The 26,978-nt window shown below is 36.2% G+C and carries 16 protein-coding genes; 10 read left to right on the top strand and 6 right to left on the bottom strand.

The window, feature by feature from the left end:
* The first annotated feature begins 26 nt into the window (after positions 1-26).
* From MHB70_RS25180 to MHB70_RS25170, 3 genes are all read left to right on the top strand, one after another.
* Complete coding sequence (locus tag MHB70_RS25180) at positions 27-464, top strand: DUF1934 domain-containing protein (protein ID WP_000744341.1); 438 nt, start codon at positions 27-29, stop codon at positions 462-464.
* Positions 464-2,134 (top strand): arginine--tRNA ligase, encoded by a 1,671-nt coding sequence (argS, locus tag MHB70_RS25175; protein WP_001086439.1) that lies wholly within the window; start codon positions 464-466, stop codon positions 2,132-2,134. The genes MHB70_RS25180 and argS overlap by 1 nt, the downstream gene beginning before the upstream one ends.
* Positions 2,135-3,408: 1,274 nt before the next feature.
* The gene (locus MHB70_RS25170; protein ID WP_341343697.1) at positions 3,409-9,711 is read left to right on the top strand and encodes a Cna B-type domain-containing protein; all 6,303 of its coding nucleotides are present in this window, start codon (positions 3,409-3,411) and stop codon (positions 9,709-9,711) included.
* Between the two features lie 425 nt (positions 9,712-10,136).
* On the opposite strand, the gene MHB70_RS25165 is transcribed toward MHB70_RS25170, so the two are convergent.
* Positions 10,137-11,534 (bottom strand): M28 family metallopeptidase, encoded by a 1,398-nt coding sequence (locus MHB70_RS25165; RefSeq protein WP_000749150.1) that lies wholly within the window; start codon positions 11,532-11,534, stop codon positions 10,137-10,139.
* A gap of 515 nt (positions 11,535-12,049) precedes the next feature.
* A complete protein-coding gene (gene map, locus MHB70_RS25160) occupies positions 12,050-12,844 on the bottom strand; it encodes a type I methionyl aminopeptidase (RefSeq protein ID WP_002106654.1) in 795 nt (264 codons plus the stop codon).
* A 157-nt stretch (positions 12,845-13,001) separates the two neighbouring features.
* Between map and MHB70_RS25155 the strand changes: the two genes are divergently transcribed.
* The 4 genes from MHB70_RS25155 to MHB70_RS25140 are packed head-to-tail and all read left to right on the top strand — an operon-like array spanning position 13,002 to position 16,362.
* A complete protein-coding gene (locus MHB70_RS25155) occupies positions 13,002-13,904 on the top strand; it encodes an ABC transporter ATP-binding protein (RefSeq protein WP_000416596.1) in 903 nt (300 codons plus the stop codon).
* Positions 13,901-14,635 carry an ABC transporter permease gene (locus tag MHB70_RS25150; RefSeq protein ID WP_000646291.1) on the top strand — a complete coding sequence of 245 codons (735 nt, stop codon included), beginning with the start codon at positions 13,901-13,903 and terminating at the stop codon, positions 14,633-14,635. Before MHB70_RS25155 ends, MHB70_RS25150 begins: the two co-directional genes overlap by 4 nt.
* Positions 14,636-15,763, top strand: a complete 1,128-nt coding sequence (locus MHB70_RS25145; RefSeq protein ID WP_061529765.1) for a sensor histidine kinase — start codon at positions 14,636-14,638, stop codon at positions 15,761-15,763.
* Positions 15,760-16,362, top strand: a complete 603-nt coding sequence (locus tag MHB70_RS25140) for a response regulator transcription factor (RefSeq protein WP_000619274.1) — start codon at positions 15,760-15,762, stop codon at positions 16,360-16,362. The genes MHB70_RS25145 and MHB70_RS25140 overlap by 4 nt, the downstream gene beginning before the upstream one ends.
* A gap of 40 nt (positions 16,363-16,402) precedes the next feature.
* Here the strand turns inward: MHB70_RS25140 and MHB70_RS25135 are convergent, their stop codons facing one another.
* Positions 16,403-18,151: a M4 family metallopeptidase gene (locus MHB70_RS25135; RefSeq protein ID WP_001109521.1), complete on the bottom strand. Its 1,749-nt coding sequence runs from the start codon at positions 18,149-18,151 to the stop codon at positions 16,403-16,405.
* A 165-nt stretch (positions 18,152-18,316) separates the two neighbouring features.
* Between MHB70_RS25135 and MHB70_RS25130 the strand changes: the two genes are divergently transcribed.
* Both MHB70_RS25130 and papR read left to right on the top strand, forming a co-directional pair.
* Entirely contained in the window at positions 18,317-19,174 is an 858-nt protein-coding gene (locus MHB70_RS25130) for a helix-turn-helix domain-containing protein (protein ID WP_000542898.1), read from the top strand.
* Positions 19,175-19,263: 89 nt separating this feature from the next.
* Positions 19,264-19,410 carry a quorum-sensing peptide PapR gene (gene papR, locus MHB70_RS25125; protein WP_000734723.1) on the top strand — a complete coding sequence of 49 codons (147 nt, stop codon included), beginning with the start codon at positions 19,264-19,266 and terminating at the stop codon, positions 19,408-19,410.
* 16 nt (positions 19,411-19,426) lie between these two features.
* On the opposite strand, the gene MHB70_RS25120 is transcribed toward papR, so the two are convergent.
* From MHB70_RS25120 to cls, 3 genes are all read right to left on the bottom strand, one after another.
* A complete protein-coding gene (locus tag MHB70_RS25120) occupies positions 19,427-22,105 on the bottom strand; it encodes a DUF4084 domain-containing protein (protein WP_061529766.1) in 2,679 nt (892 codons plus the stop codon).
* 126 nt (positions 22,106-22,231) lie between these two features.
* On the bottom strand, positions 22,232-23,185 hold the full coding sequence (uvsE, locus tag MHB70_RS25115) for a UV DNA damage repair endonuclease UvsE (RefSeq protein WP_000605896.1): 954 nt from the start codon (positions 23,183-23,185) through the stop codon (positions 22,232-22,234).
* Between the two features lie 32 nt (positions 23,186-23,217).
* Positions 23,218-24,411, bottom strand: coding sequence for a cardiolipin synthase (gene cls / locus MHB70_RS25110; RefSeq protein WP_000499186.1), 1,194 nt, complete (start codon positions 24,409-24,411; stop codon positions 23,218-23,220).
* A gap of 448 nt (positions 24,412-24,859) precedes the next feature.
* On the opposite strand from cls, the gene MHB70_RS25105 reads away from it, so the two are divergent.
* Positions 24,860-26,971 carry a heterodisulfide reductase-related iron-sulfur binding cluster gene (locus tag MHB70_RS25105; protein ID WP_061529767.1) on the top strand — a complete coding sequence of 704 codons (2,112 nt, stop codon included), beginning with the start codon at positions 24,860-24,862 and terminating at the stop codon, positions 26,969-26,971.
* Positions 26,972-26,978 lie beyond the last annotated feature (7 nt).

The following is a 26,978-nucleotide window of genomic DNA, read 5'->3' as shown; positions in this document are numbered from 1 at the left end:
TATAACATTTGAAAGGTGTGCAAGACGTGAAGAAACAACTTGCAGGCTTGCCGGTACACGTTCATTTCGTAACAGAAATCCGTGAAGGGGCGAGGAAGGAAACCGTTGCTTTTGAAGCAAATGGTCAATACTATGTAAAAGGTCAAGGTACATACGTAACATTCCAAGAGCCGAACGAACAAGGCGAAGTGAAGACAATTATAAAAATTCAAGATGAACAAGTTCTCATTATGCGTTCAGGTGCTATTTCTATGCGTCAGGCGCATGTGAAAGGTGAATGGACAACTGGTACGTACACGAGTGAACTTGGTACGTTTGCACTGCAAACGAAAACTGATAACGTTCTTTTTAAATGGTCGGATGAAAAGAAAAAAGGACAACTCTTCTTAACGTACGCATTGCTTCTAAGTGAACAAGAAGCTGGCAGATATACAATTACAATTAACTTGAAGGAGGCAAAATAATGAATTCTTTAGAACAGGTAAAAGGATTGATTAAAGAAGAAATTCAAGCTGCTGTATTAAAGGCAGAATTAGCAACAGAAGAACAAATTCCAAACGTTGTATTAGAATCTCCAAAAGATAAAACAAATGGTGATTTCTCTACAAATATGGCAATGCAACTTGCACGTGTTGCGAAAAAAGCACCTCGTATGATTGCAGAAGAATTAGTTGCAAACTTCGATAAAGCAAAAGCTTCTATTGAAAAAATTGAAATCGCTGGTCCTGGTTTTATTAACTTCTATATGGATAATAGTTACTTAACAGACTTAATCCCAACAATCGTTAATGCTGGTGAAGCTTACGGTGAAACGAACACTGGTAAAGGTGAAAAAGTACAAATTGAGTTCGTATCTGCAAATCCAACAGGTGACCTTCACTTAGGACATGCACGCGGTGCTGCGGTAGGTGACACTTTATGTAACGTATTAGCAAAAGCAGGATACGATGTATCTCGTGAGTACTACATTAATGACGCGGGTAACCAAATTCATAATTTAGCTCTTTCTGTTGAAGCTCGTTACATGCAAGCGTTAGGTTTAGATAAAGAAATGCCAGAAGACGGTTACCACGGTGCAGATATTATCGGTATCGGTAAACGTTTAGCTGAAGAGTTTGGCGATCGTTATGCGAAAGCTGATGCAGAAGAAAGCTATGAGTTCTATCGTTCATACGGTTTGAAATATGAGTTAGCAAAACTTCAAAAAGACTTAGAGAGCTTCCGTGTTAAATTCGATGTATGGTTCTCAGAAACATCATTATACAAAAACGGAAAGATTGATCAGGCTCTTGCTGTATTAAAAGAGCGTGACGAAATCTTTGAAGAAGGCGGCGCAACTTGGTTCCGTTCAATGACTTACGGTGACGACAAAAACCGTGTATTAATTAAAAACGACGGTTCTTACACATACTTAACGCCAGATATCGCTTACCATCGCGACAAATTAGAGCGTGGTTTCGATAAATTAATCAACATTTGGGGTGCTGACCACCACGGTTACATTCCTCGTATGAAAGCTGCGATTCAAGCACTTGGTTACGATAAAGACACATTAGAAGTAGAAATCATCCAAATGGTACAACTATACCAAAACGGTGAAAAAATGAAGATGAGTAAGCGTACGGGTAAAGCAGTTACACTTCGTGAGCTTATGGAAGAAGTAGGCGTGGACGCAATGCGTTACTTCTTTGCAATGCGTAGCGGTGATTCTCATTTAGACTTCGATATGGACTTAGCTGTATCAAAATCTAATGAAAATCCAGTATACTATGCGCAATATGCACATGCTCGTGTATGCAGTATCCTTCGTCAAGGTGAAGAGTTAGGATTAGCTACAGGCGGAGACGTGAACTATAAACTTGTTACTTCTGAGAAAGAAGTAGAATTACTGAAAAAACTTGGTGAATTCCCAGCTGTAGTTGCGGATGCAGCGCAAAAACGTCTGCCACACCGCATTACAAACTATGCATTTGAATTAGCTGCAGCACTACACAGCTTCTACAATGCAGAGAAAGTATTAAACCAAGATAACTTAGAGTTAAGTAAAGCTCGTTACGAATTAATGAAAGCAGTACGAACTACACTTCAAAACGCACTAGCAATCGTAGGAGTATCTGCACCAGAAAAAATGTAATAGACAAAAGAAAAGATGCTTATTTTTGTTTAGAAGTGATATACGAGTTGACATAAAAACATCTATTCAATGTATAGACTGATTAGATGTCAAAGAAGACCAATGAAAAGCTGTATGGCTTGATAAGGGGAAGTTGAAACAGAAAAAGAGATGGCAAAGCTATCTCTTTTTCTGTGCCCAATTTTCTAATCTAAATATATGTGATAGTGATGAAGTGAAAATAGAAAAATACCAATTAACTATTGATTTTTAGGAACGATTCTAGAATAATAGACTGTTGGGGGTAAGATTATCAAAATCCATATATGTATTATTAGTTGTTGGAATGTTACTAGGAAATGGTGTGATTGTTTTGAAAGATATTGTTACAGCTATGCCAAATACTAAAATAACAATGCATCTAACCAAGTATCTAAACAATTAGTAATCAATCTTGAAAACTTCCAACTTAGTCAAGAAACTAGGGGTGGTATGTTTAAAATAGTACATATAGTACAATTAAAGTTTTCATGATTTGATAAAAAATAATGAAAGGATATAAATCTCTCGGTTTTGATAGTATCATCACATATAAGCTCATTTTAATTCTTCGACATAGCCATGGAACCCATTAGGCAAAGTGTTTTTTCTCGACACTCATTTATATACTCCAAAAATGAAAAGGCTGAATTTCGTATTTCTATACGATTTATATGAAATCAGTTGACAATCATACCCTTTTTTAGTTACCCCCAAATTCGTTCCACTGTATTCAAATTTGGAGAATATGACTTTCATCTTGCATAGGCAACCAATACTTCATCCAGAACGTTTTTAATTATATAATGCTTCTTGTTCTATTTGTTTCGGTGTGTAGGTTGGTTGTGTAACTAAACACAAAACGTTTTAACATATGCCCAATTTCACCTCAACTCATAATGACAGAAAACGCACCTTCAATGACATCTTTTAGAATACGAGTATCCTAGCATGTTTCACAGTCGTAACCTTCTTCGGCGGATATGCTAAATTCGATTATAGATTGTACTTCTTGGTATTCTTTAGGAGGATAAGTAAGGAAGTTGTCCAAATGCATATTTACTGTGAAATAGCTCTTCCATACTTGTCGGCAATAAATTTTTGTATTTATAGAGCAAGCGTTTGCGTTGGTGATGATAATAGCTATCAAACATATTTTAGTAGAGTGGCTTAATGACATTGATATAGTGGAATCTTTGTCATAGTATATTTGTTCTAGAATCTAGAAACATTTTATAGGGAGGATAACAGAAAGCATGTATTTAAAAAGGATAACTTCAATTTTTTCGATTATAATGATTTTCATGTTTACTATAGGTCAGAGTCTTTTACCTATAGTAGCAAACGCACAAGAATTAAATACATTAGGACTTGTGGATAGTTTTAAAATTGATAAAACAGATCTTTCTATCGGACAACGGACTAAAGTAACTATAAACTTCAGTGAAAAAGATAGTCTTAAGATGAAGCCTGGAGACACACTAACATTAACACTGCCTCCAGAATTAAAAGGATTAAATACAGAGTTTCTATTAGATGATTATGGTACTTGTAAAGTCACTGCAGGTACTGTGGTATGTACATTTAATGATAAAGTGAGTACACATCAAAATATTAAAGGGTATTTAAACTTTTTTGTGGAAGCTGCTAATGTAGGAACGGATGAAAAGAAAGAGATTGAAACCAATTTCGGTACAAATGTAGATAAGCAATCTGTAACAATTACCGGCCCAAGCAGTGGTGGGGGTACAGATCCTGGAAAGCCACCATTTTTTTATAAAACTGGTGATATGAACTCAGGTAAGAGCGATGAAGTACGTTGGTTCTTGAATATAAACTTGGCTAAAGAAGAGTTAAGTCGTGATATTGTTGTGACTGATAATTTACAGGAAGGTCAAACACTTAATAAGGATAGTTTCTATATAATTGTAGATGATTATATAGGTCGTCGATCTTTAACGCTACAAGAGCTTGAAAAGCAAGGTTACGGAACGATTACCTTTACTGGAGACAAATCATTTAAAGTTGTGCTTAATAAGGGTAAAGCGCGTCTTGCCTCCTTTTCGATTGGTTATACATCTACTATAACGGAAGCTGGGAAGAAGCAAGAGTTTTTTAAGAATGATTATACGATTGATTACCAAGTTCTAAACAAGGAACCAGTTACCGAATCGGGTACTCATCCAGTCGAAAATATGATAGCTGGCGGTGGTGCTGAAGGTAATGTGACTCCAAAAGGAACACTAAAAATTGTGAAGCATATTGAAGGGGATGAAGAAAAAGTAATCCCAAATGTTTCGTTTAAGTTGTATAAAGAGTCTGATGAACAAGTTGGAGATGTATATAAAACAGATGAAAAAGGGATAATTGAAATCCCTAATTTACAACCAGGTAAATATTATGTGAAAGAAGTTTCAGCTCCAGACTATGTTGATTTCGATCCTCAAGCAAAAGTAATTTTTGAAGTTAAATCAGATGCTGTAAATGGAGTTAAGTTGCCAATTCCGAATAAGTTGAAAACTACATCTATTGCAGGGACGAAGACGTGGAAAGGCGATAACGAGAAAGATCGTCCAAGTTCAATCAAAGTAGACTTACTACAAAATGAGGAAGTAGTAAACACGAAAGAAGTAACAGCGGCAGATGGTTGGAAATACAAATTTGACAACCTAGCAACGTATGATGCAAATGGAGTAGCGTACAAGTATGAAGTAAAAGAACAACCGATAGATGGATACACAACAGAAATAAACGGTTATGATATTACAAATACAAAAGTGGTACAAAAAACCAAAGTAGAAGGAACGAAAACATGGAAGGACGGAAATGCGGAAGGTCGTCCAACGATGATTAAAGTAGACTTACTACAAAGCGGTACAGTGATTGCGACGCAAGAAGTAAGCGAAGCAACAGGCTGGAAATATGAATTTAAAGATTTGGCGATAAACGATGCAGACGGAAAAGCATATAAGTATGAAGTGAAAGAACAAGCAGTAGCCGGATACGAATCCAAAGTCAATGGTTATGACATCACGAATACAAAAGTAGGCAAGACATCAGTTGCAGGAACGAAGACGTGGAAAGGTGGCACAGAGGAAGAGCATAAAGCCATCAAAGTAGACTTACTACAAAATGATACAGTGATTGCGACACAAGAAGTAAGCAAAGAAACAGGTTGGAAGTATGAATTTAAAGATTTAGTAGCATTCGATGCAAATGGAAAAGCATACAAGTATGAAGTGAAAGAACGGCCAGTAGCCGGATACCAATCTGACGTACACGGTTATGACATCACAAATACAAAAGTAGGCGAAACAAAAGTAGAAGGAACGAAAACATGGAACGATAACAATGCAACAGATCGTCCAAGCTCGATTAAGGTAGACTTACTACAAAACGGTAAAGTAGTAGACACAAAAGAAGTAACAGCGGAAACAAACTGGAAGTATACGTTTGAAAAACTGCAAGCATACGATGCAAACGGAGTAGCGTACAAGTATGAAGTGAAAGAACAGCAGGTAGCCGGATACAAGTCTGAATTAAAAGGTTATGACATCACAAATACAAAAGTAGGCGAAACAAAAGTAGAAGGAACGAAAACATGGAAAGACGATAACGCGAAAGATCGTCCGGAAATGATCAAAGTAGATCTTTTACAAAACGGTAAAGTAGTAGATACAAAAGAAGTAACAGCGGAAACAAATTGGAAGTACACATTTGAAAAACTTCAGGCATACGATGCAAACGGAGCAGCGTACAAGTATGAAGTGAAAGAACAAGCAGTACCAGGATATGAATCCAAAATAAGTGGTACTGATATCACAAATACAAAAGTAGGCAAAACAAAAGTAGAAGGAACGAAGACATGGAACGACGGAAATGCAACAGACCGTCCGACAATGATCAAAGTAGACTTACTACAAAACGGGAATGTGATTCAAACACACGACGTACTAGCAGTATTGGGTTGGAAATATATATTCTCAGATCTAGAAGCATATGATGCGGAAGGAAAGGCTTACGAGTATACAGTGAAAGAACAGCCAGTACCAGGATATGAATCCAAAGTAAGTGGTACTGATATCACAAATACAAAAGTAGGTCAAACAAAAGTAGAAGGAACGAAGACATGGAACGACGATAACGCAACAAATCGTCCAGAAATGATTCAAGTAGACCTCTTACAAAATGGTACAGTGATTGCGACGCAAGAAGTAAGCAAAGTAACAGATTGGAAATATGAATTCAAAGATTTAGTAGCGTATGATGCAAATGGAGTAGCGTACAAGTATAAAGTGAAGGAACAACCGATAGCTGGATATGAATCCAAAGTCAACGGTTATGACATCACAAATACAAAAGTAGGCGAAACAAAAGTAGAAGGAACGAAAACATGGAAAGACGATAACGCGAAAGATCGTCCGGAAATGATCAAGGTGGATCTTTTACAAAACGGTAAAGTAGTAGATACAAAGGAAGTAACAGCGGCAACAAATTGGAAGTACACGTTTGAAAAACTACAGGCATACGATGCAAACGGAGTAGCGTACAAGTATGAAGTGAAAGAACAGCCAGTAGCCGGATATGAATCCCAAGTAAGTGGTACTGACATCACAAATACAAAAGTAGCGAAATTGACAGTAGAAGGAACAAAAACATGGAACGATAACAACGCAACAGATCGTCCAAGCACAATCAAAGTAGACTTACTACAAAACGGTAAAGTAGTAGATACAAAAGAAGTAACAGCGGAAACAAACTGGAAATATGCATTTGCAGATGTAGAAGCATATGACGCAAATGGAGTAGCGTACAAGTATGAAGTGAAGGAACAGCCAGTAGCCGGATATCAATCTGACGTACACGGTTATGACATCACGAATACAAAAGTGGGCGAAACGAAAGTAGAAGGAACAAAGACGTGGAACGATAACAACGCAACAGATCGTCCAAGCACAATCAAAATAAACTTACTACAAAACGGTAAAGTAGTAGATACAAAAGAAGTAACAGTAGCAAGTGAATGGAAGTACACGTTTGAAAAACTGCAAGCATACGATGCAAACGGAGTAGCGTACAAGTATGAAGTGAAGGAACAACCGGTAGATGGATACGAATCCAAAGTCAATGGTTATGACATCACGAATACAAAAGTAGGCGAAACAAAAGTAGAAGGAACGAAAACATGGAAAGACGATAACGCGAAAGATCGTCCGGAAATGATCAAAGTAGATCTTTTACAAAACGGTAAAGTAGTAGATACAAAGGAAGTAACAGCGGCAACAAATTGGAAGTACACGTTTGAAAAACTGCAAGCATACGATGCAAACGGAGTAGCGTACAAGTATGAAGTGAAGGAACAACCGGTAGATGGATACGAATCCAAAGTCAATGGTTATGACATCACGAATACAAAAGTAGGCGAAACAAAAGTAGAAGGAACGAAAACATGGAAAGACGATAACGCGAAAGATCGTCCGAAAATGATTAAAGTAGACCTTCTACAAAATGGTACAGTGATTGCGACGCAAGAAGTAAGCGAAGCAACAGGCTGGAAATACGAATTCAAAGATTTAGCAGCATACGATGCAAACGGAGTAGCGTACAAGTATGAAGTGAAGGAACAACCGGTAGATGGATACGAATCCAAAGTCAATGGTTATGACATCACGAATACAAAAGTAGGCGAAACAAAAGTAGAAGGAACGAAAACATGGAAAGACGATAACGCGAAAGATCGTCCGGAAATGATCAAAGTAGATCTTTTACAAAACGGTAAAGTAGTAGATACAAAGGAAGTAACAGCGGCAACAAATTGGAAGTACACGTTTGAAAAACTGCAAGCATACGATGCAAACGGAGTAGCGTACAAGTATGAAGTGAAGGAACAACCGGTAGATGGATACGAATCCAAAGTCAATGGTTATGACATCACGAATACAAAAGTAGGCGAAACAAAAGTAGAAGGAACGAAAACATGGAAAGACGATAACGCGAAAGATCGTCCGAAAATGATTAAAGTAGACCTTCTACAAAATGGTACAGTGATTGCGACGCAAGAAGTAAGCGAAGCAACAGGCTGGAAATACGAATTCAAAGATTTAGCAGCATACGATGCAAACGGAGTAGCGTACAAGTATGGAGTGAAAGAACAACCAGTAGCTGGATACCAATCTGACGTACATGGTTATGACATCACAAATACAAAAGTAGGTGAAACAAAAGTAGAAGGAACGAAAACATGGAAAGACGATAACGCGAAAGATCGTCCGAAAATGATTAAAGTAGACCTTCTACAAAATGGTACAGTGATTGCGACGCAAGAAGTAAGCGAAGCAACAGGCTGGAAATACGAATTCAAAGATTTAGCAGCATACGATGCAAACGGAGTAGCGTACAAGTATGGAGTGAAAGAACAACCAGTAGCTGGATACGAATCCAAAGTCAATGGTTATGACATCACGAATACAAAAGTAGGTGAAACAAAAGTAGAAGGAACGAAAACATGGAAAGACGATAACGCGAAAGATCGTCCGAAAATGATTAAAGTAGACCTTCTACAAAATGGTACAGTGATTGCGACGCAAGAAGTAAGCGAAGCAACAGGCTGGAAATACGAATTCAAAGATTTAGCAGCATACGATGCAAACGGAGTAGCGTACAAGTATGGAGTGAAAGAACAACCAGTAGCTGGATACCAATCTGACGTACATGGTTATGACATCACAAATACAAAAGTAGGTGAAACAAAAGTAGAAGGAACGAAAACATGGAAAGACGATAACGCGAAAGATCGTCCGAAAATGATTAAAGTAGACCTTCTACAAAATGGTACAGTGATTGCGACGCAAGAAGTAAGCGAAGCAACAGGCTGGAAATACGAATTCAAAGATTTAGCAGCATACGATGCAAACGGAGTAGCGTACAAGTATGGAGTGAAAGAACAACCAGTAGCTGGATACGAATCCAAAGTCAATGGTTATGACATCACGAATACAAAAGTAGGTGAAACAAAAGTAGAAGGAACGAAAACATGGAAAGACGATAACGCGAAAGATCGTCCGAAAATGATTAAAGTAGACCTTCTACAAAATGGTACAGTGATTGCGACGCAAGAAGTAAGCGAAGCAACAGGCTGGAAATACGAATTTAAAGATTTAGCAGCATACGATGCAAACGGAGTAGCGTACAAGTATGAAGTGAAAGAACAGCCAGTAGCCGGATACCAATCTGACGTACATGGTTATGACATCACAAATACAAAAATCAAGGACGAACCAAATGTAGATCCAAAAGATCCAAGCACAGATCCGAAAGATCCAAGCACAGATCCGAAAGATCCAAGCACAAATCCAAAAGATCCAAGCACAGATCCGAAAGATCCAAACACAAATGCAGACGAAAATAGCGATTCAAAAGTTCCACCTACTACAGAAAATGATAAGCCAACATTACTTCCCAACACAGGAGGAACATCAGCAGAAATGAGTTCAATTCTTGGAGGTATGGTATTGTTCCTTTTAGGTGGAATCCTACTCGCTCGTCAGCGAATAAAATAATAAAAAAGCTTTAGATTATTGATTACACTGTAATCTGAGTAGCTGACAAATTAAAAAATTACTATTGATATTGCTCCCTTTGGGTAAGTATTCAAAAACACTTCACGATAAAGTGAAGGGAAGAATACAGCCTGAAGGGTTTTTTTATAGAAAAAAGAGAGCAATTTCAAGGTGGACTCAATCAGCGGCCCTAAAGTAATAACAAAACCGTCTTTAAAAAGCCTATTATCCATTGGGCCATAAGCTTAGAGCGTGGTATCGCATGTAATGTAAGGTCAATACTATACAATAAATGTGTTTTTATTTATATATTACGATTTTAATTATACACGATAATACCATGTAATAAATATGCTTTTATGCATATTTGTTTTTTTTTCTTTTTCAATAAATAGCCACCGATTAATCGGTGGCTTGAAATAGTATTAAGCGGCTTTTTGTTCTGTTTTCAAGGTAGATTGAAGGCTGTTATAGACGCCTGTACCAATGACCTCTAATGCCATTTTCATACGTTCTAGCGAAATATTTTCTAATACGTTATCTTGGGGTGTGTGATATACCTTTTCAATATGATAGATTAATGGATTCCAACTATCGACGCCCATCCAAATAAATAGTGCAGAAGGAATACCGACTTCAGCAAACGGTACATGATCACTAGAGCCAAATTTCCCTTGTTGTACGAGATCATTATTTAACTGTTTACCTGCTTGCAAGGCTGCGTCTGTTACAAGGTTTGGAGAACCGTTAGGCGTCATAGCATATAAATTTTTTGCCTTATCGTAATTTGTTGCAACCATGTCTGCGTTAAAGACACCTAAAATTCGATCACGTTCTTTTTGGGATAGACTATTAACGTAATAATCGGAGCCGAGTAAGCCAGTCTCTTCAGAACCAAAAGCAATAAAACGAATTTCTTTATCAGTTTCTACATTTTGAAAAGCACGAGCTAACTCTAATACTAATCCTGTACCAGAAGCATTATCGTTTGCTCCAGGTGCTCCAATGACACTATCATAGTGCGAACTTACAACGACAGCTTTTTCATTACCTGTACTGTTTTTTGGTTTCTTTTTAGCGATGACGTTTAAGGATTTTAAATTAGATTCATGTCTCGCTTTTAGGGAAAGAATTGTTGACCCTTTTTTAGCGATTTCTTCTTTAAATGCATTTCCTTGCGCATAAGCAAGACCGAAGACAGGGACAGACTGCTTTTTCGTTAGGCGAGGATTGAAAGTTTGTCCGTAGTTTCCACGACCGCCAATTAAACTGTATAAAAGAACACCTTTTGCTCCTTTACTAACAGCGTTTTCAACTTGTTTATTGTAGTCTGCAACTGTTGTTCCTCTTTCAAATAGAACAATCTTTCCATTTACTTCATTTGGAATATCCTCTAATTTTGTCCCACCTTGAACAAAGATAAGAGGAGCTGTAACAGTTTCTGTAGAAATTAGTGCGTTAGGAGCAGCGCCAGCTTGCCAATTACGCTTTGTGGATAATGGGGATTCAATAAAGCCAACGTATTGATCCGGCACTTGAAATGGCTGATATTCTACTTCATAACCCATTGATTTAAGTTGCATACCAACGTAGCGAGAACCCCATTCTTCTGATTTTGTTCCACCAGGGCGAGGACCAATTGTTTCGGATAAGAAACGGATGTGTTCGATGGCGCGACTTGCATCAACTTGTTTTGTGATAGGTGAAGTCTGTGTGATTTCTGACGTGGAATCAGCTTTGACTTGTCCAATTGGAGCCAAGCTAACAGCGAGTGATACAGCAAGTAAAGAGCTTACTATTTTTTGTTTTAAAGATTTTTTCATTTTTTCCTCTCCTATTCTTCTATTCTCTCTGACTGACAAAAGAAGACGGATAACGACTTTATTTTACCTTTATATTTTTTATTTTTCAATATTCTGACATTGATAAATAAAAAATACTATATGCATATTTGCATATTTTTGATGGAGATATGTATGCTATCATTTTAAATGAAGGTTCGCTTTCTGCTTGGAAAGCTCCTACATTGCATGAATCTAGTGTACCCAAACTTTAGATTATGTAGAGAAAAGAATCCACTGTAGGGTTTCTTTTCTCATGTTTGAATCATGTGATGATAAATATGTTTCCGCATTTCATAATTATCATCAGTGATATATGTAAGGCATCCATATGAAAATACGAGGCTGTTCAAAGGTTTTCCGTACTTTTGGGCAGCCTCACCCCGTTAAAAAGGTGATGCTTTGATGCATCACCTTTTATTTATATAAATTTTTGCATACCTAAAAGTAATAAAAAATAGCCGTTTGGTAGGTTTCTGCTACCAAACGGCTATTTTTTATATTTCTGTTAAAATTATCGGCTCACCACGTGTTACGACAACTGTATGCTCACATTGTGCAACAAGGCTTTTGTCAGGAGTAACGAATGTCCAACCGTCATCACCGCGCTCGATAATATGATCAGCTTTCATAGAGATAAATGGCTCTACAGCGATAACAAGACCGTCTTTTAGAAGTGCACTATCCATTGGATCATAATAGCTTAAAATGTGGTTTGGTGCTTCATGTAAACTAAGACCGATACCATGACCAGTTAAGTTTTGAATAACATTGTATCCACTTTTATGTGCGAAGTTTGAAACCGCACGACCAATTTGATTTTGTTTTGAACCAGCTTTAACTTTTTTCATTGCTGCCCAAAATGCGTCAACAGCTGCTTGGCAAAGTTTTTCTTTTTCTTCGTCTTTCCCAAGTACAAATGAGATACCCGTATCTGCATAATAACCATCAAGTGCGGCAGATACGTCGACGTTTACTAAGTCGCCTTCTTTTAATACACGATCTCCTGGAATGCCGTGAGCAACTTCTTCATTTACACTAATGCAAGTTACACCAGGGAAATCATATTCTTTTTCAGGTGCAGAAATAGCACCATGCTCATCTAATACTTTTTTACCGATCAAATCAAGCTCTTTCGTTGTCATACCTGGCTTCGCTTCTTTTTTCATTTCTTCACGTGCAAGCGCAACGATGCGGCCGATTTTTCGTAAGCTTTCTAAATCCTGTTCATTACGAATAATCATGAAAACCACTGTCCTTCCTCGAATATATATCTTACCCGATTGTATCATGTTTATTTTCGTCCTGCTACTCGCTTGCGGTATGCGGGTTGATTACTCACACAAAGAATACATGACAATTGTCATATCGATGTCATGACGCATCATACTGTTTCCTAACTTTTCCAAGGAATACAATGTAAATATAAGAAACAGCGGGGGTGGAGAGATGGAAAAGGTTATTGAGATAAATGGTGTTACTAAAACATTTAAACATAAAAACGCAGTAAGTAACGTTTCATTTCACGTGGATAAAGGGGAAATAGTAGCATTACTTGGACCAAATGGTGCGGGGAAGACGACGATGATTTCGATGATGCTTGGATTAAAAGATCCTACAGAAGGGACAGTTTCTATATTTGGAAAGAGTCCAAAGCATAGAGGCGTTCGTAATAGCCTTGGGGCAATGTTACAAGAAGTAAGTGTGATTGATAGCATTACAGTGGAAGAGGCAATTGAGCTATTCCGCAGTTATTATACAAACCCGGTAGCGAAAGAAACATTACTACAGTTATCAAATTTGGAATCAGAGCGAAAGCAAAGATGTGAAAAGTTATCAGGTGGGCAAAAAAGAAGATTAAATTTTGCACTCGCACTTGCTGGAAATCCAGATTTGTTATTTTTAGATGAGCCGACAGTTGGAATGGATATTACGTCTCGAAGAACGTTTTGGGAAACGATTAAAACGTTAGCAAGTGAAGGGAAAACGATTATTTTAACAACACATTATTTAGAGGAAGCAGATGCGTTGGCGAATCGTATTTTATTGTTTGCGAACGGAAATATTATCGCAGATGGCACACCAGATGAAATGAAAGCGACGATTTCTCGAAAAACGATCTCGTTTTATTCGAAAGAAAAAATCCCTAAGAGTTTACTAAAGGAATTACCGCATGTAACAGAAGTACAGTCAAATGAAGGGCGCTTCACTTTAACGACGGAAGATACAGATGCCACTCTACAAGCAATTTATCAGAAGAATCTACCTGTAACAAATGTTTCAGTTGAACGTGGAAGTCTCGATGAAGCATTTGAACAGTTTGTCGCAAATCAAAAGGGGGAAATTGCATGAAAGCTTTATGGATGCAATGCAAAATAGAAATTTTACGTACGTTCCGTAATAAATTATTTATCTTTTTCTCATTATTAATGCCAGTTATGTTTTACTACATTTTCACAAATGTTGTGCAAGTGCCACAAAACGGAGATGCGTGGAAAGCACATTATTTAATTTCTATGGCGACTTTTAGTATTGTAGGGACTGCACTTTTTAGTTTTGGTGTGAGACTTTCTCAGGAAAGAGGGCAAGGTTGGACACATCTTCTAAAAATTACACCGCTTCCTGAAGGGGCGTATTTAACAGCAAAAATTATCGCTCAAACAGTAGTAAATGCTTTTTCAATCTTAGTTATTTTTATGGCAGGGATATTAATTAATCATGTTGAGTTAACGGTAGGACAATGGATTGGTGCTGGATTATGGTTATTGTTAGGTGTGACACCATTTTTAGCACTCGGAACAGTAATAGGTTCCATTAAGAAGGCGGATGCAGCTGCTGGCCTAGCAAATATTTTAAATATGAGTTTAGCTGTAATTGGCGGGTTATGGATGCCGATTGAAGTATTCCCGAAAATATTAAGAACGATTGGTGAATGGACACCGACATATCATTTTGGAAGCGGTGCGTGGGATATTGTAGCTGGAAAATCAATTGGATGGGAAAATATCGCGGTATTAGGAGGTTATTTCCTTATATTTGTTGTAGTATCAATATATATAAGAAAAAGACAGGAAGCGGTATAAATGATAGAGAAGAGGATGGAAATTTTTCCGAAACATATGGGTTTTTTTCCGTATATGTGGCTCGTATATTTGTTATTTCCAATTTATAATTTAACACAAGTATCAGGATGGAAACTTGTAATGGGGATCGGTATGTTGATAGTCTTCATTATCACATACCGTCAACTTTATTTTGTTCAGAAGACGTTCGTTTTGTGGGCGTTTATTCAAATGATATTAACCTTTTTATTTGCCATATTTTATAATCCTTTCATGATATTCTTTGGCTTTTTCACGGCAAGTGCGATGGGCTTTGCGCGAAGTAAGAAAGTATTTCGAGTGCTACTATGTCTGTTAGTTGTAATGCTCGGAGCATTTGTATTTGTAAATATGAATCAACTAACACCGGCAAATTTAGTAAATATCGTTCCGATGTTTATTTTAATGCTTCTTACGCCATTTGGTATGCGTAATTTTAATCAGAAAAAGATGTTAAAGAACCAATTAAACGAAGCGAATGAGCAAATTAAAGATTTAGTAAAACGTGAAGAACGGCAGCGAATTGCACGGGATCTTCATGACACGTTAGGTCATACGTTATCTCTTATTACGTTAAAAAGCCAGCTTGTTGAGAAGTTAATCGTAAAAAATCCAGAGCGTGCAAGTGTGGAAGCAAAGGAAATTACACAAACATCTCGTACCGCTTTAAAACAGCTGAGGGAATTAATTTCTGATATGCGCATGATTACAGTAGAAGAAGAGCTTGAGCAAATAAAAGCGATCTTACAAGCTGCTAACATTGAGTTAGAAATAGAACAAGAAGCGAGTGCAAGTTCGTTATCACCGATTGAACAAAATATTTTAGGCATGTGTTTACGTGAGGCTGTGACGAATGTTGTAAAACATAGTAAGGCGACGCAGTGTACAGTTTCTGTATTAGAATCACAAGGTGAACTGATTTTGAAAGTAGAAGATAACGGAATTGGTTTAGAGGATCAAAACAATGATGGAAATGGTATTCGCGGCATGAAAGAACGAATTGCTCTTATTGATGGATTTGTTGAACTAAATACGATACATTCAGGGACGCTATTAACAGTAAAAGTACCAGTGGTCATTAGAACAGGAAAAGATGAGGTGAGGGTATGATTCGAATTATTATTGCGGAAGATCAACGGATGCTTCGTGGTGCATTAGGAGCCCTACTTGATTTAGAAGATGATATGGAAGTGATTGGGCAAGCTGCGAACGGAGAAGAGGCGTTAAAATTAATTGAATCGTTAAAGCCAGATGTAAGTATTATGGATATTGAAATGCCGATTCAAAGTGGATTGGATGTCGCTGAGACTTTAAAGAAAGAAAAATCATCATGCAAAGTAATGATTTTAACAACATTTGCAAGACCTGGTTATTTTGAACGAGCAATGAAAGCTGGTGTGCACGGATATTTGTTAAAAGATAGCCCAAGTGAAGATTTAGCCGCAGCGATTCGTAATGTAATGAAGGGAAAACGAGAGGTTTCTCAAGATTTAATGTTTGGTTTATGGCAGGAGCAAAATCCGTTGTCAGATCGTGAAAAAGAAGTATTGTTACTTGCTAAAGAAGGAAAGACTGCAAATGAAATTGCGAAAACACTTTATCTTTCACCGGGCACAGTACGTAATTATATTTCTGAAGTGTTAACGAAGCTCGATGCGAAAAATAGAATTGAGGCAATTACAATTGCGGAAGAAAAGGGATGGATATGAAAAGAAGTTTACCTACGAACGGTAAACTTCTTTTTTATTATTATACTTCTATTACTCTATTTATTTTTTGTAATGGTTTATAACCATGTGCTTCAAATGCTTTTGCAAATTCATTTGATACGGCATTTCCGTATAAATCTTTTGCAGCTTGTACGATGTGGGATTGGAGTGATTCAAAATCTTCAGCTGAAGTTGCGTAATTTTGCAATGTGCGCATAACAACTTTACTTACTTTTTCGTTGCCTTGTTTTTGAACAGCAACATTGTTATATGTTTTACCTTCAGCTAATTGATATAATACGTGGCTGATGATACCAGAATTTACGTGAGACTCTTGATTATTTCCATCGTTATAAAAATCTTGTAAGTTTGTATATAATTTATGACCACCGTCACCAATTTCTCCCGGGATGTCACGGATTGTTAGGCCACCTAGTGTATCGCCCATAATCCAGTTTCCCTTATCTTTCTTTACATAATATTCGATTTGTGTGCCCCAGAAATCTGCTAGTCCCTCGTTTAACGCAGATGTTTCAGCGCTTGGATATCTCACAATTTTATTCTTTGTCGTACCGCTGAATACAGCATGTCCAAATTCATGGGCTGTTACATCAAGGGCTGAAGTGAGCTTTCCGTTTAAACCATCACCAAATACCATTTGATTCCAAGCAGGGTGCCAAAATGCATTTACATAATCTTCTTTTACACCATCACTAACTTCAGTAGAATCAAAACCGTGTACACTAGCAACAACTTTTGAATCTTTATTATCGTAACTTTTTAGATTATGTTCTTTTTTGAAGTAGTCATAAATATCACTCATATTCTTCATAGCACCCGCTGCTTCTTTATCTGCAAAGTTAGGAGTGCTACTTGAAACTAGTGTCCCTGGATAACCAGCTTGACTATATCCGCCGAGAGAGTCCGCATAGTTTGCATTATAAATATATATGCCAGTTCCGCGTGATAAATCAGCTAAATAAAATTTTCCGTCAGTCCCTTTGGCGATATTGAAAGAGATGTTTTCTTGAAGTGCATTTTTTCCAGTTCCTTGCTCACTTGCGAGGGATAGTCTAGGTGATGTTACTTGATTTATAGTTTTATTCTCTTTATTTTTAATGAATTTTTCTTGGAAAAGTACCTCGCCAGTTTTTAAATCAAGGATTGCATTACCGTTTATAATTTGTTCATTGTTTTCGTAAGTAAAGGTAATAACAGTTGCAAATGTGTAATATCCATCTTTTTTCTTATAAACAACGGTTTCGTTGGTGAATTCTGTCTCAGTCGCATCGCTTGGAATTTGAAGTATATCGCGTAATTTAGATTTTACTTCATTTTTCGACAAAAAATTTGTTATAGTAAGATTAGGTTGTTGGTCTAAATTTTGGACAACTTTACCACTAACAGTTGTAATTACTCCATTTTTATCTACGTTTACAATAAGATCTTGACCATATACTTTATAGTTTTTGTAAGTTTGTGCAAGGCGAACTTCGGTTTGATTTTCTTTTGTTTCTTTATTTGTAGGTTGAAAATCAACATTTTTTTCAGTTGTAACTTGCTCTTGTTGAGCTTTAGCCCCGTTTACCTCACCTTTTAAATATTTTTTAGCAATATTCTCTTTCGTATCATTTTGAGGTTCTGTTAATTTACCGATTGTTAAACCAGGCTGAGCAATTTCAACTTTCACTTCATTTTTGTTTAATTCTTGGGCATGAATAGCTTCTGTGGATAAAGGACAAAGGAGACCGAATGTAACGAATGCACTAGCAAGTTTTCTATAATTCATCTATAACACTCCTAATCTATTGTATGTGAGATGAATTGTATGAAACATTTGCCAGATTTTATATATATTATGCATTATTTCATATCAAAAATTGTCGAATTCACATTATTGTAGTGGTATGACAACTCAAAAAATTAGATTGTTATAATGGGATGGTGAGTAAGTATGCACGCAGAAAAATTAGGAATTGAAATTAAGAAAATTAGGGTGATGAGAGGATTAACACAAAAACAGTTATCCGAGAACATATGTCATCAATCAGAAGTGAGTAGAATTGAATCGGGTGCGGTATACCCAAGTATGGATATATTGCAAGGTATAGCAGCAAAATTACAAGTTCCCATTATTCATTTTTATGAGGTACTCATTTATTCTGATATTGAGAGGAATAAGCAGTTAAAAGATCGAATTATTATGCTTTGTAAGCAAAAAAAATATAAAGAAATTTATAATAGGGTATGGAATGAACTGAAAAAGGAAGAATATCATCCCGAGCTTCAGCAATTTCTTCAATGGCAATATCATGTAGCAGCTTACGTATTGAAAAAAATTGATTACGAATATTGTATTTTAGAATTAAAGAAATTGCTCAATCAACAATTGGCAGGAATAGATGTATATCAGAATCTTTATATTGAAAACGCAATTGCAAACATTTATGCTGAAAATGGCTATTTGAAGAAGGCTATTGAGTTATTTGAAAATATATTAAAACAGTTAGAGACATTGCATGATAATAAAGAATTTGATGTAAAGGTGAGACATAATCATGCAAAAGCATTATACTCAGATAATCAATACGAAGAAGCGCTTTGCCACGCAAATAAAGCTATTGAACTATCGTGTCAAATTAATAGTATGACATTGATTGGACAGCTATACTTTCGAAAAGGTGAATGCCTAGCAAAGCTAGGGTCTGATAGAGCAGAAATTGAAGATGCTTACGAAAAAGCATGCTTCTTTTTTGATATGTTAGGAAACCACGCATTAAAAGAATCACTTATGAAAAAAATGAAAAAATAAAAAAGACCTAAAAAACAAATATGCATAATTGCATAAAATGTGGATAAATTTTCATGGTATATTTAAAGAAAAAATGCAGGTGATGGAATATGAAGAAACTGCTTATTGGTAGTCTATTAACGTTAGCGATGGCATGGGGTATTTCATTAGGAGATATAGCATTAGAGAAAAGCCAAATAATTTCTCATAATGATCAAGAGGTACAATTAGCTCAAGAGGTACCTTATGAGTACTAAAAAACAACCGTCTTACTTAGGCGGTTGTTTTTTTATGGAGTAACATCCAAACGTCTTTACTAGAAACAGGTTTGCTAATAAAGAATCCTTGAATGTGGTCACAGTTTTGTTCATAAAGAAATTTCCATTGTTCTTCTGTTTCTACACCTTCTGCAATAACTTCTAAATTTAATTCTTTTGATAGTGTAATAATGGAAGAGATAATTGCTTCCTCTAAAGGACTTGTTGTAATTCCACAAATAAATTCTCGAGCAATTTTTAATGTGTTGATTGGATATTTTGTTAAATAAGCTAAAGAACTATAACCAGTTCCAAAGTCATCTATTGAAATTTGAATACCGAGATTTTGAAGCTGCTCTAGCTTTGCAACTACAGATTGATTTTGGTTAATAGCGATACTTTCTGTAATTTCAATATCTAGTGCTTCCGGTTTTAGTTCTGTTTCTTTCAACACCTTTGAAATAGTTGGGATTAAATCTGTATGGTTAAATTGAACAACAGATAAATTCACACCAACTTTTAAGTGAGAAAAACCTTGATTATGCCATCTTTTTGCTTCTGAGCAGGCAGTACGTAAAATCCAATTTCCAAGTTCAATAATAAATCCTGTTTCCTCTGCTAGAGGAATAAATTGGGCAGGAGATACGATACCGAGTTTTGGATGTTTCCAACGAATTAACGCTTCAAAACCGATAATTTGTTTTGTTTTTGTGCTTACTTGTGGTTGGTATTCAAGGAAAAATTCATTTTGTTGTAATGCTTTTGAAAGTTCACCTTCTAAGAACTCAATCTCATTTTGTGCAATACTCATTTCTTTCGAGAAGAAAACAAATCTGTTTTTTCCATTTGCTTTCGCACGATACATAGCTAAATCGGCATTTTTCATTAATTCAGTTACATCGGTTCCGTAATCAGGATACATTGCAATGCCGATACTCGGTGTAACAGATAGTTCTTCATCTTTAATGAAGAATGGTTTGTTTAAAATAGTTAAAATCTGTTCAGCTATAAAAGCCGCACTTTTTTCTGAGTACATATCTGGTAATAGAATTGTAAACTCATCTCCGCCTTGGAGGGCAACGATATCTTTTGAACGCAAACATCCGCGTAACCTTTTTGCTACTTCAATTAGTAATAAGTCTCCGACATCATGACCGAGTCGATCGTTAATTTTTTTAAATCGATCTAAATCAAGAAACATGACGGCAACATCATTTGCGCTAGTTTGAGCTGTATTTAAAATAGTTTTTAAATCTTTTTCGAATTTGCGGCGATTTGGTAATCCAGTAAGTGCATCATGAAATGCCAAATGTTCTACTTGTTTTTGTTTTTCATATAAAGTCGTAATATCACGCGCTATCCCAAACATCCCAACAACTTCTTTATTTATAAAAGTAGGTATGAGTGTAATGTGAAGGTAATAGTAATAGCCTTCTTGTTCTTTCGTACGAACCTCTAAAGTTTGTGGTCTACCTTCTTTTGTTATTTGTAATGCTCTTTTTAGTAAGTCATGATCTTTTGGATCAATAAAGTGCAGAAGGGAATAGCTTGCTACTTCACAATAGTAAGCAGTAAATAAGCTTTCACAAGCTGTGTTAGATTGCTGAAAAACACCATGCATATTTAAAGAGAAAACGGCATCAGGATGATCTTCAAATAAAGATTTATAACGTTGTTCACTTTTTGATAACGCAGAAGCACCTTCTTCAACTTCATCTTCTAGTTGTGTAGTCAGCTGTTCATATGTATCAATTAAGACTTTATTATCTTTCCACATGTAAAGTTGTCGCAAGAATAATAAAATAAGTGATAATACAAGACCAATTAACATGAATTTATCATCCCAAGGCTGAATGATAATAAAGGAAAAAGTAATGATTATACTAAAATAAGGCAATATAAAGCGTACATAATCAAATCGATAATATTTCGTTTTTGTTTCATGTTGCATTGGCTTATCTAAAATGTATAGTATGGACGATAAACCAATTAATAAAATCGAAGCAGTATGTATTAAATAAGAGAATTCAGCAGAAGTTTTTATTCCTGTGTTTAACTGGAATAGCTGTATATATCCGTATACAAGAATGATAGTAAAGCCAATAATTAATGAAATTCTACTAGAAGAATATTGTTCTCTTCTATATAGGCTAATAACGGCGTAAATGACTAATGATTGTGCAATAAAATATCCAATTAAAACCCACGTATCCTTTGTTAACGTATGAAAGCTTGAAAGATCTAAAATAAAGGTTAAGGTAAAATAAATATTCATAATAACGATAAAGATACTATCGAATGAAAATTGAGCAAGGCCTCTAATAGAGTAATGTTTTATGAACTTTATAGCAAATCCAGAAAAGAGTAAAATATATTGTATGATGAAAAAAGGTAGTGCCTCATAAGAGAATAGGACTTGATCGCATATAGAAAGTGAATGAAGGAATAAAGTTATCTCCATAGCCAATCCACATAGGCAAGTACATAATAATAACACCCAAAATAATTTATCACCACGCTTCATTTTTTTAATTGCTTTATAGGAACAATAACAAGAAAAGATTGCGGCAAAACAAAATAAGAAAAGGATTCCAATTTCTTTTATGTTCCACTCATTTGGAATAAGGAATATCCAAAGAGAAAATACAATTATATACATCATGACAAATTGTACATATTTTTTTTGATTAATCATATGATGACTCCGTTTCAATAAAGTTGAATCGCAGGATGAAAATGCTAATTTAAATAATATCATATAAAATAGGAACTTTTTTACTATAAGAATTACTTTTTGAAAAAAACAACGCAACATGACAATTTACCATTGTAATGTTGCGCCATTTATTCTTTTGATTCCTTTTATAGAAGAAAGCTCACTTATTAATTGTAACATTGCTAAATCTTTCTGTTTACTTTCAATCATAATATCAAAATTATAATTAATTTTTTTTGCAATGTGTAAAAAGGGCTTAATAAATTCTAAATTAATATAATCTGCATGAGCCCTAAATTCTTTTTCTGATTTAGGAGAGGAAATATGAACTTTAGGTGGGATATTTGTATGTGACCAAGTTTCAAAAATTGCAGGAAGTAATTCTTCTAGTGATTCTTCGCAAAGATTAGCCATGTGATGATGATAATCAAATACGAAAGGGATCTTTTCTTTTTGGCAAATTGATAAAGTTTCAGCAGTTGTATATGTTTTATCATCATTTTCTAGAGTCATTTGTTTTTTTATATGTACAGGAAGTTTTTTTATGTTTTCATGGAAGCGTCCAACTGCTGCTTCTTTATTTCCGTAGGCACCACCTACATGAATGTTAATGTAAGAAGAATCTGCAATTCCTATCGCATGTAATACTTTATAATGATAGGTCATATCCGTAACTGCATTAGTTGTAATATGCGGCTTATCGCTTGTGAATAATGTAAATTGATTTGGGTGAAAACTTACTCGTAAATTGTGCTCTTGAATTAACGACCCTATTTTACGCCAAAGCGGCATGAATGCTCCAATATAATCAAATTCAACTTCAGGGTGTGTTGCAAGTGGAACGATGGAAGAAGAAAGACGATATAATGGGATTTCATGTGCGATATTGTAATGAAGGATACGTATTGTATGTTCTAAATTTTGCCTTGTAACATCGTACAGTTTATCCTCTCGCTCTTGTTTATTGAGTTTTTTAAAAGTTGTAAATGTCATCGTTTTAGCAGGAGAACAGTCCCACAATGCCATTGCATGTGAGACGTATCCAAACCGCATAATCATAAGGAATACACCTCTTTTATTCATCACCTTTCTTATAAGAAGAAAGCAAGTATCGTTCCTATCCATTCCTTTCCTCTATCTATAAGGGAAAGCGGGCTAACATCGTCATAGGAAAGTAATGACGCATTTTTTAAATCTTCATGGAATTTATTTTTTACCACCTGTATGAAGTGCCTATCGTATAAGAGGCAGTTGATTTCATGGTTACTATATAAACTTCTCATATCAAAGTTTGCAGTTCCAACATCGCAAATATCATCGTCCACTATAATAACTTTAGCGTGAAAAAAACCTTGTTGAAATGCGTAAATATTGCAACCAGCCCGTATTAACTTTCGGCAGTACGGGAATTTCGCTTCTCGAACGAGGGCATGATCAGCCTTTTCTGGAACGAGAATTGTTATTTGGACCCCTCTTTCTCGTGCTTTTAATAGAGCGTTCATAATTTTTTTGCCAGGAATGAAATATGGTGTACCGATAAAAAGTTCCTTTTTCGCACTTTTAATTAAATGTAAAAAGGTATGTTGTAAATAGGCACCATCGGTTGGAATGAATTGATGTAGGATGGTACCAGGTTCCTGTTTCGGAAAATAAAGAGGAGCATCCAATAAATTTTGGTTCGTATCATCCAACCAGTCATGTAAAAATTGTTTTTGTAAATCTTGAACGCCTTCTCCTGTAAGACGTAAATGATAGTCTCGCCATAATCCTAATTGCTCATTATGTCCCAAATATTCCTCGCCGATATTAAATCCCCCAATATAACTAATTTTCCCGTCAATCACTGTAATTTTTCTATGATTGCGTTGATTGGCAGAAAAGAAAGGGAAAGGGAATCTGACTTTATGACAAAAAGAAAAAGAGACACCATGTTTTTGTAGGGAACGAATTGCTTCATTTGATAAATAATGGCTACCAAATCGATCAAGTAACAGTCTTACTTCAATGCCTTCTTTTGCCTTATCAATAAGTAACTTTAAAAATTCACGACTGATCTTATCATTTTTTACAATGAAGAATAAAACGTGAATGTGGTGCTGGGCTTGTTTTATATCAGTAAATAAAGCATCGTATAAATCTTTCCCATATGTATAAAGGTGAAAATCACTTTGACGTAAAGGGAAAGTACGGGAACGCACACGTTTTAAATGAAGAAGTCTCCCATATGAAAGGTCAATTGTGATCCAAAGAGTAACGCATATGAATAAGAGAGAGAAATAGAACATGAGTGAAGTCCCTCCTTTGCATTCTTTTCACCTTCAGTGTGTTACAAATGATATGGGGAGTAAGAATGCTACCAAAAATTTAACTAGAAGATAGCCCGGTTTGTTCATTAAGGTTTCACTTTATCCCGCTTCAACGGGCAGTAAGACAATCGCCTTAAAATCCGCTGAATACGAGGAAGCTCGGTTGAAATCAACTGCCCGTAAAAGCCCGATTGATTTAACTAATAATTAGTGGGGGATGGACAGTCCCCATTGACTAAAGTTTCACTTTATAGTTTCACCCAAATAAACAGGTTTATTAAAAAATATGTTGTTGTATAACAAAAAACTGTTGACTGAATGCTCACTCATTATATAATGAAGGTAGGGGATAAAATTCAGAAAATTATATGTTTTTGAAGATTCTAAAAAAAGAAAGAAGGCTTACAAAGAGAGGGGTAGCATAAAAATGAATAGCTTACTGATCATTAATTGGCTGGCTGCCATTGCTGTTATTGCTTATGCGGGATATTTGTTTGTATATCTTATACGAACGAGAATGGCCTACATACAATTAGGAAAAAAGATTGAATTTGACCGTCGCTTCAAAGAACGTTGGGATCTTCTTAAGGTCAATGTTTTCGGTCAGAAAAAGCTGCTGAAAGATAAAAAGAGCGGCATTATTCACGTTATGTTTTTTTACGGATTTATTCTTGTCCAATTTGGAGCAATTGACTTCGTTTGGAAAGGACTCGCACCAGGATCGCATCTTCCACTTGGACCACTATACCCTGCATTTACATTCTTCCAGGAAATTGTCACACTCGTTATATTAATCGCAGTCTTTTGGGCTTTTCATAGACGTTATGTTGAGAAGCTAGTTCGTTTGAAACGTAATTTTAAATCAGGTCTTGTTCTTATCTTTATCGGTGGTTTAATGATTTCTGTACTACTTGGTAATGGGATGGGAATTATATGGCACGGCGAGGAACTTTCATGGAGTGAACCGATCGCTTCTGCAATCGCTTACGTTTTCTCGGGAATAAATGAAACCGTAGCCATTTCAGTGTTCTATTTTTCTTGGTGGGTGCATCTACTAATTTTGTTAACATTTTTAGTCTATGTTCCACAATCAAAACATGCACATTTAATTGCTGGACCAGCTAACGTTTTCTTCGGTCGTCTCTCAAATCCAGGGAAGCTTGAAAAGATTGATTTTGAAGATGAAACGCAAGAAACATTTGGTGTTGGTAAAATTGAAGACTTTAGACAAAATCAGCTTATTGATTTATACGCTTGCGTAGAGTGTGGGCGCTGTACAAATATGTGTCCGGCAACAGGAACAGGAAAAATGTTATCACCGATGGATTTAATTTTAAAACTTCGGGATCATTTAACTGATAAAGGAGCGGCGGTAACATCGAAAGCACCTTGGGTTCCAGTAGTTGCTTTTAATAATACACAAGGAAATCAATTAGCGATGATGGCAGCTGGAAAAGGGCAGCAAGAATCAGCAGCTACAGCGCTAGCTTACGATCCGAGTTTAATCGGAGATGTTATTACAGAAGAAGAAATTTGGGCTTGTACAACGTGCCGTAACTGTGAAGATCAGTGTCCGGTTATGAATGAGCATGTTGACAAAATTATTGATTTACGCCGCTATCTTGTTTTAACAGAAGGAAAGATGGATGCGGAAGCGCAGCGTGCGATGACGAATATCGAGCGTCAAGGGAATCCATGGGGTCTGAACCGTAAAGAGCGTGAAACATGGCGCCAAGGTGATGATGAAGTAACAGTTCCGACTGTAAAAGAAAAATCAAAAGCTGGCGAGGAGTTCGAATATTTATTCTGGGTAGGTTCGATGGGATCATACGACAATCGTAGTCAGAAGATTGCGATATCGTTTGCGAAGTTAATGAACGAAGCAGGCATCTCATTCGCGATTCTTGGTAATAAAGAAAAGAACTCTGGAGATACACCGCGCCGCCTTGGAAATGAGTTCGTATTCCAAGAGATGGCAACAAAGAATATCGAAGAATTTGAAAAAGCAGGAGTGAAGAAAATCGTTACGATTGATCCTCACGCTTATAACACATTCAAAAATGAGTATCCAGACTTTGGCTTACAAGCAGAAGTCTATCATCATACAGAATTGTTAGCTCAGTGGGTGAAAGAAGGACTCTTAAAACCTGTTCACGCTATTGAGGAGACAGTTACGTACCATGATTCCTGTTATTTAGGACGATACAACGAAGTGTACGAAGCACCGCGCGATATTTTGAAAGCAATTCCTGGTGTGAATCTTGTAGAAATGGCACGTAACCGTGAAACAGGAATGTGCTGTGGCGCAGGTGGTGGCTTAATGTGGATGGAGGAGACAACGGGTTCTCGTATTAACGTTGCTCGTACAGAACAAGCACTAGCTGTGCAACCATCCATTATCGGTACAGGTTGTCCGTATTGCTTAACGATGATTAGTGATGGGACGAAAGCGAAGGAAGTAGAAGAGAAAGTTCAAACACTTGATGTAACAGAGATTTTAGAACGATCTGTTATCGGACAGAAGAAAGAAGCAATGTAGTTTGTAA

The organism is Bacillus sp. FSL M7-1020, assembly GCF_038050415.1.
Taxonomy (GTDB): domain Bacteria; phylum Bacillota; class Bacilli; order Bacillales; family Bacillaceae_G; genus Bacillus_A; species Bacillus_A toyonensis.
The sequence above is the reverse complement of the archived record's forward strand: the minus strand, read 5'-3'. Positions and strand labels throughout refer to the sequence as shown.